Below are 14,455 nucleotides of genomic sequence, written 5' to 3'. Positions count from 1 at the left end.
AAGAGAGTCCTCACGGCGGCGGCACCTCGACCTTGTTGTTGCGCAGCTCCCGCTGCAGCACGGGAATGCCCGCGGCGGTATTGCCGTCCTGGCACTGGGCCACCGCGACACGTGCGTCGATGTCGGACTGGCCGCCGCCCCTGCCCACGCCGCCCATCGACGTGGCGAGGCCGGCGACATACTCGCTGTAGACCGTCGTGAGCTTCGCGCAATAGGCCGCGCCCTGCGCGGCCGTCATGCCCGGCGGCGGACCGCCTGCAGTCTGTGTGCACGCCGCCACGACAAGCGGCGCAGTCATCAACCCGAGAACATGCGTCAACTTCGCCATGAAAACCTCCCGACGACACGCTAACGCACCGCGCGTTTAGCCGCTATGGTCGCGTCGATATGAGTGATGAACTTTCCGGGAGAGTGGCGGTCGTCACAGGCGGCGGTTCGGGTATCGGCGCCGCCTCGGCCGCCTTGCTCGCCGCGGCGGGTGCGGTCGTGATCGTGGCCGACCTGGCCGAGGGTTCGAAAGAGACGCAGGCCGGCCGTTTCGTGACGCACGACGTTGCATCGGAGGAGTCCTGGCAGTCCCTGCTGGCCGATATCCTCGAGCGCGAAGGTCGGCTCGACATCTTGGTCAACAATGCCGGGATCTCCGGCGGCCCCGGCAATCCGGAGACCACGACCGTCGAGAACTGGCAGCGAGTGCAGGCGATCAATTCCGAAGGCGTATTCCTCGGTTGCAAGTACGCCATCCAGGGCATGAAGCATCTCGGTGCGGGCAAGACCGAACCCTCGGGCTCGATCGTCAATATCTCCTCGATCGCCGGCCTGGTCGGCGGCGCCGGCCCCACCGCCTATACCGCCAGCAAGGGCGCGGTGCGGCTGTTGAGCAAGAGTGTGGCCCTCTACTGCGCCGAACAGAAATACGGGATCCGCTGCAATTCCGTTCATCCAGGCGGCGTCGACACGGCGATCTTCAACCCGCTCTGGCAGGCGGTCGGCCGCGAGCAGGGCAAGGCCTTCCTGGGCGCCCGCCATCCGATCGGCCGCATGGCCGAACCGCAGGACCTGGGCGAGCTCGTCCTGTGGCTTGCCTCGGACCGCTCCTCCTTCGTCACCGGCGCGGAGTTCACCTCCGACGGCGGCGTCACCGCCGGACTCATGAGGAGGTCCCTCCTTGCCCCGTCTTGAGAACAAGGTCGTCCTGCTGAGCGGCGGCGCGTCGGGCATCGGTGCGGCGACGGCCCGCATGATCGTGCGCGAGGGCGGCAAGGCCGTACTGGCCGACCGCGATGAAGCCAAGGGCCGCGCCCTGGCAGCAGAACTCGGTGACGCAGCGCATTTCGTGCCGCTCGACGTCGTTCAGGAGGAGAGCTGGCAGGCCGCCGTCACCGCCACCGTCGAGACGTTCGGCGCGCTGCACGGGCTGCTGAACGCGGCCGGCGTCGGCGTGCGCAACTCGATCGAGGACTGCACCCTGGCGGAATATCGCAGGGTCAACGACATCAACTCGCTGGGCACGTTCCTCGGCTGCAAGCATGCTATCCCGGCGATGAAGGAATCGGGCGGCGGCTCGATCGTCAACATCTCCTCGGTGCTGGGCCTGCGTGGCTCGTCCTACGCCATGGCCTACTGCGCCTCGAAGGGCGCGGTGCGCACTCTCACCAAGAACGTGGCGCTGCACTGTGCGCAGCAGAAGTACAATATCCGCTGCAACTCCGTGCACCCTGGCTACATCGACACACCGATGATCGCGCCCCGGCTCGACACCACCGTCGGCAACATGAGCGGCCGCCAGGCGTTGGAAGAGCTCCACCCGCTCGGCCGCCTCGGCCAGGCCGACGAGGTAGCGTACATGATCCTCTTCCTGCTGTCGGATGAGTCGACCTTTTCGACGGGGTCGGAGTTCGTGTGCGATGGCGGGCTGACGGCGTAGGCGCGTTCACACGCGCCGGCGGGCGGCAGCGCCTTCAGAGGCGCGAGAGCCCGCGCCCCTCCACTAAGGTATGAACTATCTCTTCATCCCCGTGATCGACCCCGAGATCGCGCGCGGGTCGCGCTTGGGCCAGCGGCCCGCTTCGACCCGGACGATGAAGTCACCGACGATGCGGTTGAACTGGTCGGGATCCTCGAGGTTGATCGTGTGGCCGCAGTTCGGCATCACCGCCAGCGCCGCGGTCGGGATCTCGCGCTTCATCAGCATCGAGGGAGCGAGGCAGGGCCAATCCTCGTCGCCGGTCAGCACCAGAATCGGCACCGTCATCGACCGCATCTTGTCGACCAGATCGTAGAGCGAGGGCCGCTCGCCCTGGCACCCGAGCTGGGTGTTGGCCGACCCCAGTGCCGAATGCTCGGCCAGCGCCGCCTTGAACTCGGCGAAGCCGCGCGGGTCCTTGTTCTCGAACTGAACGCGGGTCGGACCGTAGGCATACTTCTCCGCAAAGGCCGCCATGCCCTCTTCCTTCAGAGAGTGGGCGACGATGCCGACCTCGGCCTTGAACTTCGCCGTCTCGTGCTTCTCCGCACCGTAGCCGACGCCGGCGACGACCAGCGAGCGTGCCCGCGTCGGATGGCGGAAGCCGAAATGCAGGCTGGCGAAACCGCCCATCGACAGCCCGACAACATGCGCCTTGTCGATCTTGAGGTGATCCATCACCGTCAGGATGTCGTCGGTCGCGCGGTTCTGGCTGTAGCTCTCGGGCTTCTCCGGCACGTCAGACGGCGGATAGCCGCGCGCGCCGTAGGTGATGCAGCGATAGCGTTGCCCGAAGTGGCGCATCTGCATTTCCCACGAGCGGTGGTCGGCGGCGAACTCGTGCACGAACACGATCGGCGCGCCCGCTCCCGTCTCCTCGAAGTAGAGCTTCACGCCGTCATCCGTCGTCGCATAAGGCATCAGTCGATCTCCCTGTCGGCGCCCCTACCCCGCGCGGGCGGCTATCTGGAAGCGCTGCGCCAATCCCTAGAAACCTTCATGCGCCTCAGATGCGGAATGATGGCACCGTAATGCTAAGGTAACCAACATGAGTGAGATCGGTACCGGCCTGCAGAACGCATCAGGCATCCGCGCCGCCGTCGAGCGGGCGGGTTATGCCTTCGTGGAAGCCTCCGACATGCGGACGGCCCTCGCCCGCTTCGGGTCGCTGGCCGACTGGCCGGCCTTCGCCGAGAGCTGGAACGATCTCGAAGTCGATACCTACATGGGCGATGGCGGCCGCTACCGGAAGCGCCGCTTCGGCGTCTACGCGGCGGAGCGCCAGGGTGCCATCGTGCGCGCCCCTCACCAGGCGCATTACCAGACCCTAGACTACAATACCCTGAACGGCGGCATCGAGCGCTGGTTCAAGCCGGTGACCGAGGAGATCGGCAGCGGCGCCTCGATGCGCACCATCCTCGAATATTGCCGTGCCCTGTTCGGTCGCCTCGTACCCGAGGCGAAGAAATGGCACATCGAGGTCCACCAGTTCCGCATCGAGGCCAAGACTGGCGAGGCCGGCAAGCCGACGCCCGAGGGCATGCACCGAGACGGCGTCGACTATGTGCTGGTGCTGTTGATCAACCGCCGCAACATCGCCAGCGGCACCACCACGGTGCACGACCTCGACAAGCGCGCGCTGGGCAGCTTCACCCTCACCGACCCGCTCGACGCCGCGCTCGTCGACGATTCCCGCTGCTATCACGGCGTGACCCCGGTCGAGCCGGAAAACCCGGCGCAGCCCGCCTATCGCGACGTGCTGGTCGTGACGTTCAAGAAGAAGCCGTAGCCGTTCGGGTCAGATACCGGGCAATTTGAAGCTGGCGAGCGTGCAGCTCACCGCGAAGATCGGGACCGGCTCGCAGAAATCGATCGTTCCTCTCGCCCCCTTTGCAGCGGCGGCAGCCGCAATGAACGTCCTGATCTCGAAACCGCCCTGCCCGGCCTCCCGATAGGTCTCCGCATCGGTATAGGAGAGCAGCGCCTCGCGGTCGTTTGCCGACCAGCGGCGCAGGAATTCGCGGTCCCATTCCTGGTTGATCTTTCCAGAGTCGGGCGTGGCCGGCCAATGCGAGAGGCCGCCGGTGCCGATCAGGGCAATGCGCTCGGGCACGGAGTCGGCCGCATTTCGCAGCGCCTCGCCGAAGGCCCAGGCCCGCGCGAGCGGGGCGAGCGGCGGACCCTGACAGTTGATGTTGGCCGGCACGATCGGCAGGTCGTAGTCGGGGGTGAGGAAGTGCAGCGGGACCGAGATGCCGTGGTCGAACTTCCATTCCTCGGCATAGGCCACGTCGACCGTCTGCATCACCTTCTCGATCAGCCGGCGCGACAGGGCCTTGTTGCCGGGCACGGTCGTGCGCCTGATGCGCAGGAAGGCTTCATCCTCGATCGGCCCCTCGTAACTGTCGGCCATACCGATGGCGAAGGCCGGCATGTTGTTCATGAAGAAGTTGGCAAAGTGCTCGGCCGCGATCACCACCAGCGCATCGGGCCTGGTGGCGCGTATATCGTCGCCCATGCGGCGGAACGCGCCCTCCAGCGCCTGCCGTGTCTGGGTGTCGGCGCGCTCGGCGCGGCCGGTCATGCCGGGGGCGTGGCTGCAGGCGCCGCAATAGACCAAAGGCATCAGCGAGTCTCCCGTTCTGCCCTGAGGCGGGCCTCGTGCGCTTCGACGCCTTCGTATCCGGTCACGGCGTAGACGCCCTCGCGCACAGGTCCGTGCTGCCGCAGCCCCTCCCGCATCCGTTCGAGATAGTCGGTCCACTCGATGCGGTGCAGTGCCGCGAAGTGCATCAGCAGCTGGCCGTTTACGCCCAACACGTAGAGAAGCCCGATATCGGGCCTCTGCAGCGCGCCGATCTCTTCGTGCGTGAGATCGTAGTCAGCGAGCACGGTATCGCGCTCATCCGCATAGCGCTGGCGCGTGCGAGGATCGCGGTTCAGCTGATAGATCAGCTTCTGCACCTGGTAGAGGCTCATGTTTGTCTCCACGCTATTCCAGCTTCACGCCGGACACCTTCACGATGTCGGCCCAGCGCGCCCGTTCCTTGGGAATGAAGGCCTCGAACTCCGCGACTGAGTTGCCGACCAGCCGGACGCCCTTGTCGGCAAAGATCTGCACCATCTTCGGGTCCCGCAGGATCTTCACTGTTTCGGCGTTGAGCCGGGCCACGATCTCCTTCGGCGTCCCGGCCGGCGCGATCAAGGCGAACCAGGAGGAAGCCTCGAAGCCCGGCAGGCCCGCCTCGGCCGCGGTCGGCACGTTGGGCAGGATGGCCATGCGGTGCGGCGCCGCCCAGGCCAGCGCCTTGATCGCCCCGCTCTTGATGTGGCCCACGACCAGCGGCGGATTGTCGACCAGCCCGTTAATCTGACCCGCGACGAGGTCCTGCACAGCGGGCGCCGCCCCCTTGTAGGGCACATGGGCCAGGCGGATGCCGGCCGCCTGCTCCAGCAGAACGATGGCGAGGTGCGTCGTGGTGCCGTTCCCGGCCGAGCCGAAGTTCAGCTTGCCCGGCAGGCTCTTCGCCTGGTCGATCAGCTCCTTCAGCGTGTTGATCGCCGTCTTCGGGTTGACCACGACGATGTTGGGCATGTCGCCCACCACGGTGATCGGCGAAAAGGCCGCCGCCGTGTCGAACGGCATCTTCGAGTAGAGGAACTCATTGATCGTCAGGATGCCGGCCGAAGCCAGCAGCAGCGTATAGCCGTCGGGCTCGGCCTTGGCGACGATCTCGGCGCCGATATTGCCACCGGCGCCGGGCTTGTTGTCGATGACGACCTGCTGGCCCAGCGCCTCCTGCAGCCCGGGCTGGATCGCCCGGGCAAGCACGTCGGCGACGCCGCCCGGCGGGAACGGCGCCACGATGCGCACCGGTTTCGTTGGGTAGGACTGAGCCCCGGCGGCCGTTGCGAGCAGGACGCCGAGGGTACCGAGGACGCTTACGAGAACGCTTGCGCGCTTCATTGTTTCCTCCCTTGTTCGCGGCCCGGTCGTCGGCGGCCGCGTGCCTTTGGGCCCTCCTAGCCGCCGCTGCCGATGGTGACGCCCGCGTCGGCGATGATGGTCTGGCCGGTGATGAAGGCGCCGGCCTTGCCGGCCAGCATCACCGCGATGCCGCCGATATCGTCCGGCTCGCCGATACGGCCGAGCGGCGCGCCCTTGAGACGGACCGCGAGGTACTTCGGATCATCCCACAGCGCCTTGGCGAAGTCGGTCTTCACCAGCCCGGGGGCGATCGTGTTCACGCGAATATTGTCCTTGCCGTACTCGACCGCGAGGTTGCGCGCGAGCTGCATGTCGGCGGCCTTGGAGATGCCGTACGCGCCGATCACGGGGGTGCCGCGCACGCCGCCGATCGACGAGACGATGATGATCGAACCGTCCTTCTTGGCGCGCATGTCGGGCAGGCAGAAGTTGATCAGCCACATGCTCGACAGGATGTTGTTGTGCATCACCTTCATGAACACGTCGTCGGGCAGCTTCTCGTTCGGCCCGTAATAGGGGTTCGAGGCGGCATTGCAGACCAGGATGTCCACCGGGCCGAGCTGCTTGCGGGTCTCGGTGATCAGGTTCTCGCACTGTGCCTTGTCGGAGATATTGCAGGGGATGACGATAGCCTCGCCGCCGGCTGCCTTGATCTCGGCCGCCGCCTCCTCGCAGGCCGGTGCCTTGCGGCTCGAGACCACGACCTTGGCACCCTGCAGCGCGAGATGGAGCGCGATCGACTTGCCGATGCCCTTGCTCGAGCCGGTGACGACGGCGACCTTGCCGGTAAGGTCGAAAAGCGGCGATGCCATTGAACTGTCCTCCAGAAGATTTCAGCTTCATGTGTCGCATGAAATCTGAAAAACAGAAAATGCCGCACGGGCGGCTATCTTGCTTTAAATTCAATCCATAACTATTTGAAATAATTAATAAAAAATGGATACTAACAGAGTGCAGTTCAGCCATTCGCACAGCAATATTACGCGATTCTTCATCTTCACGTCGAACCTCAAGACGCACCTCTACCTGACCGATTGCTTGAGCTCCCGGCGGGCCAACGAGGGTGCCAGGTTCACGAAGGCATGATTTGCTGCGCCGAAGATCGCTCCCCAAGTTGGGAGCTCAGCCCCCAGGAGTCCCCGATGCGCCTACCCACCAGGATCGGCGTTCTTCTCGCCGGTGTCGTCGCCCTGCCGGCCCTCGCGGTCGCCGCCACGATCGGCGGCGTCTACTATGCGCCGCAGTACGACTATCGCGACTTCTTCGCCGCAACCGACGGCAGGAATTTCCCGGTGATCCTGGCGGGCAATGCATTCCCCGGCGTCGAACCCGGCGTGGTCGCCCGCGACCTGCTGCCGGCGATGCAGCGGGCGAAGCCGCGCCCGGCCCTCACTTTCACCTACGACCGCCCAATTCCGCCGGCCAGTCCCGACTACCGGCTGGTGCTGGTGTTCGACCCCGCCAACAATCTCAATGCCGACCCGGTCTGCGCCGGCGAACCCGCGCGTTTCAAGCCGGGTACGCCCGGCCGCTTCTATGTCTATGCGATCTACTGCCGGAACGATCGGGCGATGTCGTTTACCACCGCATGGACACAGGCGACGGGCCCCGACGATCCGCGCATCGAGCAGCTGTTCCGGCAGCTCTTCATGGTCATCTTCACCGATCAGCAGCGGCGTTACGCCGAACTCGACCCCCGTTTCGTGCCGTAAGCGAAGGCGTTCTCCAGCCGGCCGCGCTCGGACAGGGAACCGCGGCGCATCCCTTTTCGACGCCGCGCGTTGTATGTGTCGCGTGGCATGGCCTTTGTAATCCGAGAGTTCCCGCGCTGGGCGCGCATATGCTGCCTCATTCTGACGGGATGGGCGGCCCTCGCCAGCCTTTGGCCGCATGCTGCGGTCGCACGGAGCGGCAGGATTGTCCTGACGGTGACCGGAGACGAGCGCATGTCATCCGATCTCAAGGAACTGTCCCAGGAGTTCGAGAAGCAGCAGCCTCTGACAGGTGACGCGTTGGGCATCCTGCAAGGCGCGCAGGCGGTCGCCTCCCAGTTCAATACGGCCCTGCGCTCGCGCGGCTTCTACGACGCGACGATCAACGCGACGATCGATGGAAAGCCCATCGCCGATGCTTCAGCGCTCGAGGCCCTCGAAACGCGTCCCGAAACAGACGCCGCGACCGTCGAGGTCAGGATTGATACGGGCCCGCGCTTTCGGATCGGCTCCATCGCCATCCGGCCGCCCGGGACCCAGCAATCCCTCCCCGGCATCGACCGCGCGGAACTCGGCATCGCGCCCGGCGATCCGGCGGACGCCGCCGCGATCATCGCCGCCCAGAACAAGCTGCTGGACGACCTGCGCAAGCAGGGATACGCGCTTGCCGCCATCAAGGACCGCGAGGTCATCGTCGACCATGCCACGCGCGAGGCCGAGATTACCTTCGTCGCCGAGCCTGGCCCGCTGGCCAGGATGGGGCCGGTGCGCTTCACCGGCACCAAGCAGGTCGACACGGTGTGGCTGCAGCGCCGCGTGCCGTTCAAGGAGGGCGAGCCCTACACGCCGGCCAAGGTCGAGGAGCTGCGCGGAAGGCTCACCTCGCTCGGGACCTTCAATGCCGTGCGATTGAAGCCCGCCACGGAACTCGACGCCAACGGCGAGCTGCCCATCGAGGCCGAGCTGACCGACCGGCTGCAGCGCTCGTTCGGCTTCGGCGCGAGCTACGAAACCCAGCTCGGGTTCGGGATCGAGGGCTTCTGGGTCCATCGCAACCTGTTCGGACAGGCCGAAAGCCTGCGGTTATCGGGTGAGATCAACCATATCGGCCAGGGCTACGCGATTCTCGACACGGGCTTTGCGTTCCGGGCCGCTTTCCGCAAGCCCGACTGGTGGCTGTCGGGACAGGATCTGAGACTGGAAGCGGCGGCCCTGCGCGAAGTGGTCCCGGCCTATACGAGGAAGGCCGCCACCTTCTATGGCGGCTTCGACCGGACATTCTCGCCACGCTGGCAGGCCCGCGCCGGTTTTGCCGCCGAGATCGCGGACATCACCCGCAATGGGGTCACCCAGAGCTATCGGATGCTCGGCCTGCAGGGGACGGTGCTCTACAATCGGGCCAACAGCGACCTCGACCCGACGCGCGGCTACCGCATCGAATTCAACGTGCAGCCCTGGGTCGATACCGGGCCGGGCGGCGACATGTTCACCATCCTGCGACTGACGGGCCGCCATTACTGGGACCTGGCCGAACCCGGCCGCACCGTGCTGGCGACGCGCGCCTCGTTCGGTACGGAGCCCGCCATCAGTATCGGCGGTATCCCGCCCGACAAGCTGTTCTATGCCGGCGGCGGTGGCTCGGTGCGCGGCTTCGTGTACCAGACCGCCGGACCGCTCGACGCCTATGGCAACCCGCTGGGCGGCGCGAGTGTGGTCGAGGCCAGCGTCGAACTGCGCCAGCGAATCGGCAAGGCGTTCGGTGCGGTGGCTTTCGTCGACGCCGGCAGCGCCTATCCCGATTTCCTGCCGAACTTTTCGCAGTTGGCACCGAGGGTCGGCGCCGGCGTCGGCATCCGCTACTACACCGACTTCGGGCCGATCCGCGCCGATGTGGGCCTCCCGCTCAACCGCCGGCCAAGCGATCCACCGTTCGGCATCTATGTCAGCCTGGGACAGGCCTTCTGATGCGCGCGCTTCGCATCGCGGCCTACGTCTTCGTCGCCATCGGGGTGGTGCTGGGGATCGCCTTCGCCGGCGTGCAGACCGCACCGGGCAAGCGGTTGCTGGCCTCCGTCGCCTCGAACCTCGCTTCCTCGCCCGACCAGAAGATCAGCGTCAGCGGCATCGACGGCTTCGTGCCGACCGACCTTCGTATAGCGAGGGTCGAGATCGCCGACCGCACGGGGCCCTGGCTTCGGGTGGAAGATGCGCATGTCGCCTGGTCGTTCGGCTCGCTGTTGCAGCGCCGCCTGCGCATCGTGATCGTATCGGCGGCGAAGATCGCGGTGCTGCGCGCGCCCAAATCGGCGGAAACCAAAGATAGCAAGCCCGGCGGTGGTGGAATCCAGCTCCCGTTCGGCATCGAGCTGCAGGCCCTGCAGATCGACGATCTTCATCTTGCCGAAGCGCTCGGCGGTTTTGATTCGCACTGGAAGATCGGCGGCGACGCCGCCGTCGCCAGCGACTTCGGCGAAATCCGCGCCAGGCTGGCTGCCGATCGTCTGGAAGGACCGAAGGGCAAGCTGACGGCGGACGTTCGCCTCGAACGCTCGCCGCGCCGGATCGCCGCCGACATCACGCTCGACGAGGATCCCGGCGGTATGGTCGCCGCGCTGATGCAGCGGCCAGACCTGCCGGGGATTTCGCTGAAACTCACCGCGCAGGGCGATCAGCACGATGGAACGGCGGAGCTCACGGCCACGGCCGGCGACCAGGCCACGGCAAAAGGGAACCTGCGCTGGAAGCCCGATGGCAGCGACACAGGCTTCCAGGGCGCACTCGAAGCCGGCCCGATCGATGTTCCGGCCGAGGGCGTCGCCTGGAAGGCGTTGCATCTCAAGGCCGACGGCAAGCTCACCGATACGATCCGCATTCAAGGCAATGTCGAGGAGCTGAAGCTCGCGACGCTCGATCCGCGCCTGCCGCAGCCGGGCACCGTCACGGTCGACGCCACGGTTGCGGGACTGACCGGCGGCAAGATCACCGTAAGGTCGTTCGAAGTCGGCATGCCGCTCGTGCGCCTGAAAGGCGACGGCGACTATGTGCCGGCAGACGACAAGGGCGAGGTGCGGGCGACCGTCGATCTGCCCAGGCTCGAGCCATTATCGGCCATGGCAGGGCGCGCCCTGAGCGGCAAGGCCCAGGTCGCCCTTACGGCAGGCATCGACAAGGGCAATCTCTCGGCCCGCTGGCAGGGCCGCATCGAGGATTTCGGAACTCCGGACGTGCCACCGAGTCTGATGGCGACCGTGGATCTGGCCGGCAACGCGACCCTGACGCCCGGCGACGACTGGACGCTCCGCGACGTGAAGGTCGGCAGCAACAGCGGCACCCTCACCGTCTCGGGGCATGGCAGAGCGCAGGCCGGCACGCTCGACCTCGTGGTCGATCTGCCGCGTCTCGCCGCCTTCCGCGCCGGGGCGGAGGGTGCGGCGACCGCCAATGCCACGGTGGGCTTCGGCGGCCCCGAGACCTCGCTGAAGCTGAAGGTCGATACCCGCAACGTCGCCTATCAGGTTCCCGGCCAGACGATCGCCGCGCGCCGCCTCGTCCTGGACACAACGGTGTCCCTGGCGGCCGACGGCACGCTCGGCGGCACGCTGCAGGCCGAAGGTGACGTGCAGGACCAGCCTCTGACGCTCGATGGCCGGTTCGCCCATGACGGCAAGACGGGCCTTTCAGTGCCGAGCCTCCAGGGTCAATGGTCGAGTGCCGTGCTGGACGTTGCCGATCTTGTCATTGCCCAGACCAGGACGGCGGGGCATGCTCGCCTGACCATCGCGCAGCTGAAGGACATCGGCGCACTGGCGGCTCTGGGTCTGGAAGGCGGGCTCGTTGCCGAGGTCACCGCCGATCCGAAAGCGCCTGCGGGACGGCTCGACGTCTCGGTGAAGGGCACCGACCTCGCGGGCCGGGGGATGGGCGCCGGCACCCTCGACCTCAACGGACATATTGACGATCCGGCAGGCCGTGCCGCCACCGGCCTCACGCTGGAAGCCACGCGCCTGCGCGGTGCCGGCGGCCTGTCGACCCTGAAGGCGGCGGCCAAGGGCGATCGGGCGAGCGGCATCGACGTCACCCTGCAGGCCTCGGGCGCGGAACTTTCCGCCGATCTTGCGGCCAGGATCGAATTCCAGACCGAGGAGATCCGGGTCGCCCTTTCGAGATTCACGGGCCGCTACCGCAATATCCCGCTCGGTCTCAATGCACCGACGAAGGTTGCCGTCGCCGGCGCGCGCATCGTGATCGATCCGACCAACCTGCGCGTCGGCGCCGGCCGGGTGGCCCTGCGCGGTACACTCGATCCCGTGGCAAGCGACCTGCAGGCCGAGATCGCCGGCCTGCCGCTCGCGCTGATCGACACCTTCGCGCCAGGAACGGGCCTTGAAGGCACCCTCCAGGCCAAGGTTCGCGCCACCGGAGCGATGGCCTCGCCGAGGCTGGAAGCGAACTACAGCGCGGCCGGCGTCCGGGTCCGCCGGCCCGACGCGGCCTTGGTCCCCGCGGTATCTCTACAGGGGACGGGCTCCCTAATCGGCCAGCAGGCGAGCCTTGATGCGCGGCTGGTAGCCGGCGGCAACACGAACTTGACGGTGAAAGGTACAGGAACCCTGCCTGTCGGCGGCGGACCTGTCATCGCCAGGATCGCGCTTGGAGGTTCGATCGACATCGCGCCCTTTGCGCCCCTCCTGGGCAACGACATCCGCAACGTGACCGGCCGGCTCCGGCCTGACTTGTCGGTGTCGATCAACGGTACGCAGATCAGCGGCACCGGAGCGATCGACTTCGAGGGCGGCGCTGTGGCGCTGCCGGAAGCAGGCCTGAAGCTCAGCAGCGGCCAGGGCCGTTTCGTCCTCCAGGGTGACACGCTGCAGGTGCAGCGGCTCAGCTTCCGGGCAGGCACGGGCACAGTGAACGGCAGCGGCTCGATGCGCGTCGATGCCGAGGGTGGTCTCGCGCTCGACCTCGGCCTGGCGACGCAGCGCGCGTTGCTGGTCAGCCGGCCCGACATGGTTGCGACGGTATCGAGCACGCTCAGGATCACGGGGACGACCTCCTCAGGCATTGAGGTCTCGGGGCCCGTGACCATCGATCGAGCCGAGATCTCGGTCGGTGGGGGTCAAACCGCCTCCTTCCCGACTTTGGATGTGCGGGAAATCAACAAGCCGGGTACGCCCGTCGCGGCCACGCAGCCGTCGACGGCGCGCAGGACCCCCAAGCCGCCCCCGCCACCCGACGCGACGCCAATCAAGCTCGCGCTCGACGTGCGGGCCCCCCAGGCGATCTTCGTGCGTGGCCGCGGCCTGGACGCCGAGATGAGCGGCCAGCTCACCGTCAGCGGCAGCCCAAGCGCGCCCGCCGTCATTGGCGGCTTCACCATGCGCCGCGGCACGTTCAGCCTGGGCAGCCGCAGGCTCACCTTCTCCAAGGGCATCGTGACCCTCGACAACCTCAATACCATCGACCCGCGCCTCGACTTCCTCGCGACCACGACGGCCAACTCGGCCACGATCGGCGTCGCCATCACCGGAACCTCCCGCGAACCGAAGATCGAGATCACCTCGACGCCGTCCATGCCTCCGGACGAGGCGACGGCCCTGCTGATCTTCGGGAAGCCCGCGTCCCAGCTCGGCGCTTCGGAACTGCTGCAGGTCGCCCAGGCGCTTGCCGAGCTGGCGGGCCAGTCGCCAGGCGACAGCGTGCTGAGCCGGTTGCGCAAAGGGCTCGGGCTCGACCAGTTGAGCGTCGGTTCCTCGTCTTCCAGGACGGGTGAGTCCAGCGGCGGAGCCGCCAACGGCGTGTCGCTCGAAGCGGGCCGCTACGTCGCCCCGGGCGTCTATATCGGCGCCCGGCAGGGGGCGGCGGGCAATTCCAGCCGCGGCGTGGTCCAGCTCGACGTCTTCGACAACATCAAGGTCGAGGGCGACATCGGCGCGGACTCCACGGGTCGGGTGGGGGTCAAGGCAGAATGGGACTACTGATCCGGACGACGGAAAGTTCTTTGTGCATGGCATCGGAACTTCCACACGGGTCGCGCGTTTAAGCCCTCGGACGGACCCGCCGTGGGTTTAGATCCGGAAATCGAGGGAAACCATTCCATGCTGAGAAAACTCCTGGTCGTCGCTGCGGCGACATTCCTGTTGGGCGCCTGTGCGTCGGAGCCGCCTCCGCCGCCGCCTCCCCCGCCGCCGCCGCCGGTCCAGGCGCAGACCTTCATGGTCTTCTTCGATTGGGACCGCTCCAACCTGACTACCCAGGCCGTTGAGACGGTCCGCCAGGCCGCCCAGGCCTACAAGACCCGCGGCTCCGCCAGCATCGTGGCCACCGGTCACACCGACACCTCGGGCTCGCCGCAGTACAACATGGCGCTGTCGCTGCGCCGCGCGAACTCGGTGAAGCAGCAGCTGGTCCGCGAGGGCGTGCCGGCCACCGCGATCACGGTCAACGGCCGCGGCGAGGAAGGCCTGCTCGTACAGACCGGCGACAACGTCCGCGAGCCGCAGAACCGCCGAGTCGAGATCGTCGTGGGCGGCCAGACCACGGTCAGCACCGTGTTCTCCGACCCGGCCTCCTACTGCAAGGCGCTGAGCGACAAGTGGCGCCAGTATCGTACCTCTGTGATCGAGCCGCGTGAGGCGGCCGCCATCGCGAAGTGCGACCAGGGCGACTACGCCGCCGGCATCCCGGTGCTGGAAGACGCGCTGATCGGCGTCAAGATCCCGCTTCCGGCGCCCGGCTATCGCTGGCCCGGCCGTCCCATCGGTCCGGCCTGAGAGCCGGCCCGCTGAA

General features: G+C 67.0%; 13 protein-coding genes. 7 read left to right on the top strand and 6 right to left on the bottom strand.

Annotated features, from left to right (window positions below; translation table 11 throughout):
- Positions 1–10 precede the first annotated feature (10 nt).
- Positions 11–328, bottom strand: coding sequence for a hypothetical protein (locus tag Q0Q48_RS22785; protein WP_295143092.1), 318 nt, complete (start codon positions 326–328; stop codon positions 11–13).
- Between the two features lie 83 nt (positions 329–411).
- Between Q0Q48_RS22785 and Q0Q48_RS22780 the strand changes: the two genes are divergently transcribed.
- Both Q0Q48_RS22780 and Q0Q48_RS22775 read left to right on the top strand, forming a co-directional pair.
- A complete protein-coding gene (locus tag Q0Q48_RS22780; RefSeq protein ID WP_295143089.1) occupies positions 412–1,182 on the top strand; it encodes an SDR family oxidoreductase in 771 nt (256 codons plus the stop codon).
- Positions 1,169–1,927, top strand: coding sequence for a glucose 1-dehydrogenase (locus Q0Q48_RS22775; RefSeq protein WP_295143085.1), 759 nt, complete (start codon positions 1,169–1,171; stop codon positions 1,925–1,927). The genes Q0Q48_RS22780 and Q0Q48_RS22775 overlap by 14 nt, the downstream gene beginning before the upstream one ends.
- A gap of 75 nt (positions 1,928–2,002) precedes the next feature.
- On the opposite strand, the gene Q0Q48_RS22770 is transcribed toward Q0Q48_RS22775, so the two are convergent.
- The gene (locus Q0Q48_RS22770) at positions 2,003–2,887 is read right to left on the bottom strand and encodes an alpha/beta hydrolase (RefSeq protein ID WP_295143083.1); all 885 of its coding nucleotides are present in this window, start codon (positions 2,885–2,887) and stop codon (positions 2,003–2,005) included.
- A 127-nt stretch (positions 2,888–3,014) separates the two neighbouring features.
- Here Q0Q48_RS22770 and Q0Q48_RS22765 point away from each other — a divergent pair, with 127 nt between their 5' ends.
- A complete protein-coding gene (locus tag Q0Q48_RS22765) occupies positions 3,015–3,755 on the top strand; it encodes a 2OG-Fe dioxygenase family protein (RefSeq protein WP_295143080.1) in 741 nt (246 codons plus the stop codon).
- 9 nt (positions 3,756–3,764) lie between these two features.
- On the opposite strand, the gene Q0Q48_RS22760 is transcribed toward Q0Q48_RS22765, so the two are convergent.
- The 4 genes from Q0Q48_RS22760 to Q0Q48_RS22745 are packed head-to-tail and all read right to left on the bottom strand — an operon-like array spanning position 3,765 to position 6,766.
- A complete protein-coding gene (locus tag Q0Q48_RS22760) occupies positions 3,765–4,592 on the bottom strand; it encodes a hypothetical protein (RefSeq protein ID WP_295143078.1) in 828 nt (275 codons plus the stop codon).
- The gene (locus Q0Q48_RS22755; protein WP_295143075.1) at positions 4,592–4,945 is read right to left on the bottom strand and encodes a hypothetical protein; all 354 of its coding nucleotides are present in this window, start codon (positions 4,943–4,945) and stop codon (positions 4,592–4,594) included. Before Q0Q48_RS22755 ends, Q0Q48_RS22760 begins: the two co-directional genes overlap by 1 nt.
- A gap of 13 nt (positions 4,946–4,958) precedes the next feature.
- Complete coding sequence (locus tag Q0Q48_RS22750; protein ID WP_295143072.1) at positions 4,959–5,933, bottom strand: tripartite tricarboxylate transporter substrate binding protein; 975 nt, start codon at positions 5,931–5,933, stop codon at positions 4,959–4,961.
- A gap of 56 nt (positions 5,934–5,989) precedes the next feature.
- Positions 5,990–6,766 (bottom strand): SDR family oxidoreductase, encoded by a 777-nt coding sequence (locus Q0Q48_RS22745; RefSeq protein WP_295143068.1) that lies wholly within the window; start codon positions 6,764–6,766, stop codon positions 5,990–5,992.
- Positions 6,767–7,096: 330 nt separating this feature from the next.
- On the opposite strand from Q0Q48_RS22745, the gene Q0Q48_RS22740 reads away from it, so the two are divergent.
- The 4 genes from Q0Q48_RS22740 (at position 7,097) to Q0Q48_RS22725 (ending at position 14,439) form a co-directional block, all read left to right on the top strand.
- Positions 7,097–7,666, top strand: a complete 570-nt coding sequence (locus Q0Q48_RS22740; RefSeq protein WP_295143066.1) for a hypothetical protein — start codon at positions 7,097–7,099, stop codon at positions 7,664–7,666.
- 234 nt (positions 7,667–7,900) lie between these two features.
- The gene (locus Q0Q48_RS22735; protein WP_295143063.1) at positions 7,901–9,631 is read left to right on the top strand and encodes an autotransporter assembly complex family protein; all 1,731 of its coding nucleotides are present in this window, start codon (positions 7,901–7,903) and stop codon (positions 9,629–9,631) included.
- A complete protein-coding gene (locus tag Q0Q48_RS22730) occupies positions 9,631–13,647 on the top strand; it encodes a translocation/assembly module TamB domain-containing protein (RefSeq protein ID WP_295143060.1) in 4,017 nt (1,338 codons plus the stop codon). The genes Q0Q48_RS22735 and Q0Q48_RS22730 overlap by 1 nt, the downstream gene beginning before the upstream one ends.
- Positions 13,648–13,764: 117 nt before the next feature.
- The gene (locus Q0Q48_RS22725; protein WP_295143057.1) at positions 13,765–14,439 is read left to right on the top strand and encodes an OmpA family protein; all 675 of its coding nucleotides are present in this window, start codon (positions 13,765–13,767) and stop codon (positions 14,437–14,439) included.
- Positions 14,440–14,455 lie beyond the last annotated feature (16 nt).

Source organism: uncultured Reyranella sp. (genome assembly GCF_945957355.1).
Taxonomy (GTDB): domain Bacteria; phylum Pseudomonadota; class Alphaproteobacteria; order Reyranellales; family Reyranellaceae; genus Reyranella.
This window is presented reverse-complemented; position numbering and strand designations above follow the sequence as displayed.

Coding starts and splice junctions, on each gene's coding strand:
- Q0Q48_RS22785 (WP_295143092.1), bottom strand. CDS start 328: ATGGCGAAGTTGACGCATGTTCTCGGGTTGATGACTGCGCCGCTTGTC.
- Q0Q48_RS22770 (WP_295143083.1), bottom strand. CDS start 2,887: ATGCCTTATGCGACGACGGATGACGGCGTGAAGCTCTACTTCGAGGAG.
- Q0Q48_RS22765 (WP_295143080.1), top strand. CDS start 3,015: ATGAGTGAGATCGGTACCGGCCTGCAGAACGCATCAGGCATCCGCGCC.
- Q0Q48_RS22760 (WP_295143078.1), bottom strand. CDS start 4,592: ATGCCTTTGGTCTATTGCGGCGCCTGCAGCCACGCCCCCGGCATGACC.
- Q0Q48_RS22755 (WP_295143075.1), bottom strand. CDS start 4,945: ATGAGCCTCTACCAGGTGCAGAAGCTGATCTATCAGCTGAACCGCGAT.
- Q0Q48_RS22750 (WP_295143072.1), bottom strand. CDS start 5,933: ATGAAGCGCGCAAGCGTTCTCGTAAGCGTCCTCGGTACCCTCGGCGTC.
- Q0Q48_RS22745 (WP_295143068.1), bottom strand. CDS start 6,766: ATGGCATCGCCGCTTTTCGACCTTACCGGCAAGGTCGCCGTCGTCACC.
- Q0Q48_RS22740 (WP_295143066.1), top strand. CDS start 7,097: ATGCGCCTACCCACCAGGATCGGCGTTCTTCTCGCCGGTGTCGTCGCC.
- Q0Q48_RS22735 (WP_295143063.1), top strand. CDS start 7,901: ATGTCATCCGATCTCAAGGAACTGTCCCAGGAGTTCGAGAAGCAGCAG.
- Q0Q48_RS22730 (WP_295143060.1), top strand. CDS start 9,631: ATGCGCGCGCTTCGCATCGCGGCCTACGTCTTCGTCGCCATCGGGGTG.
- Q0Q48_RS22725 (WP_295143057.1), top strand. CDS start 13,765: ATGCTGAGAAAACTCCTGGTCGTCGCTGCGGCGACATTCCTGTTGGGC.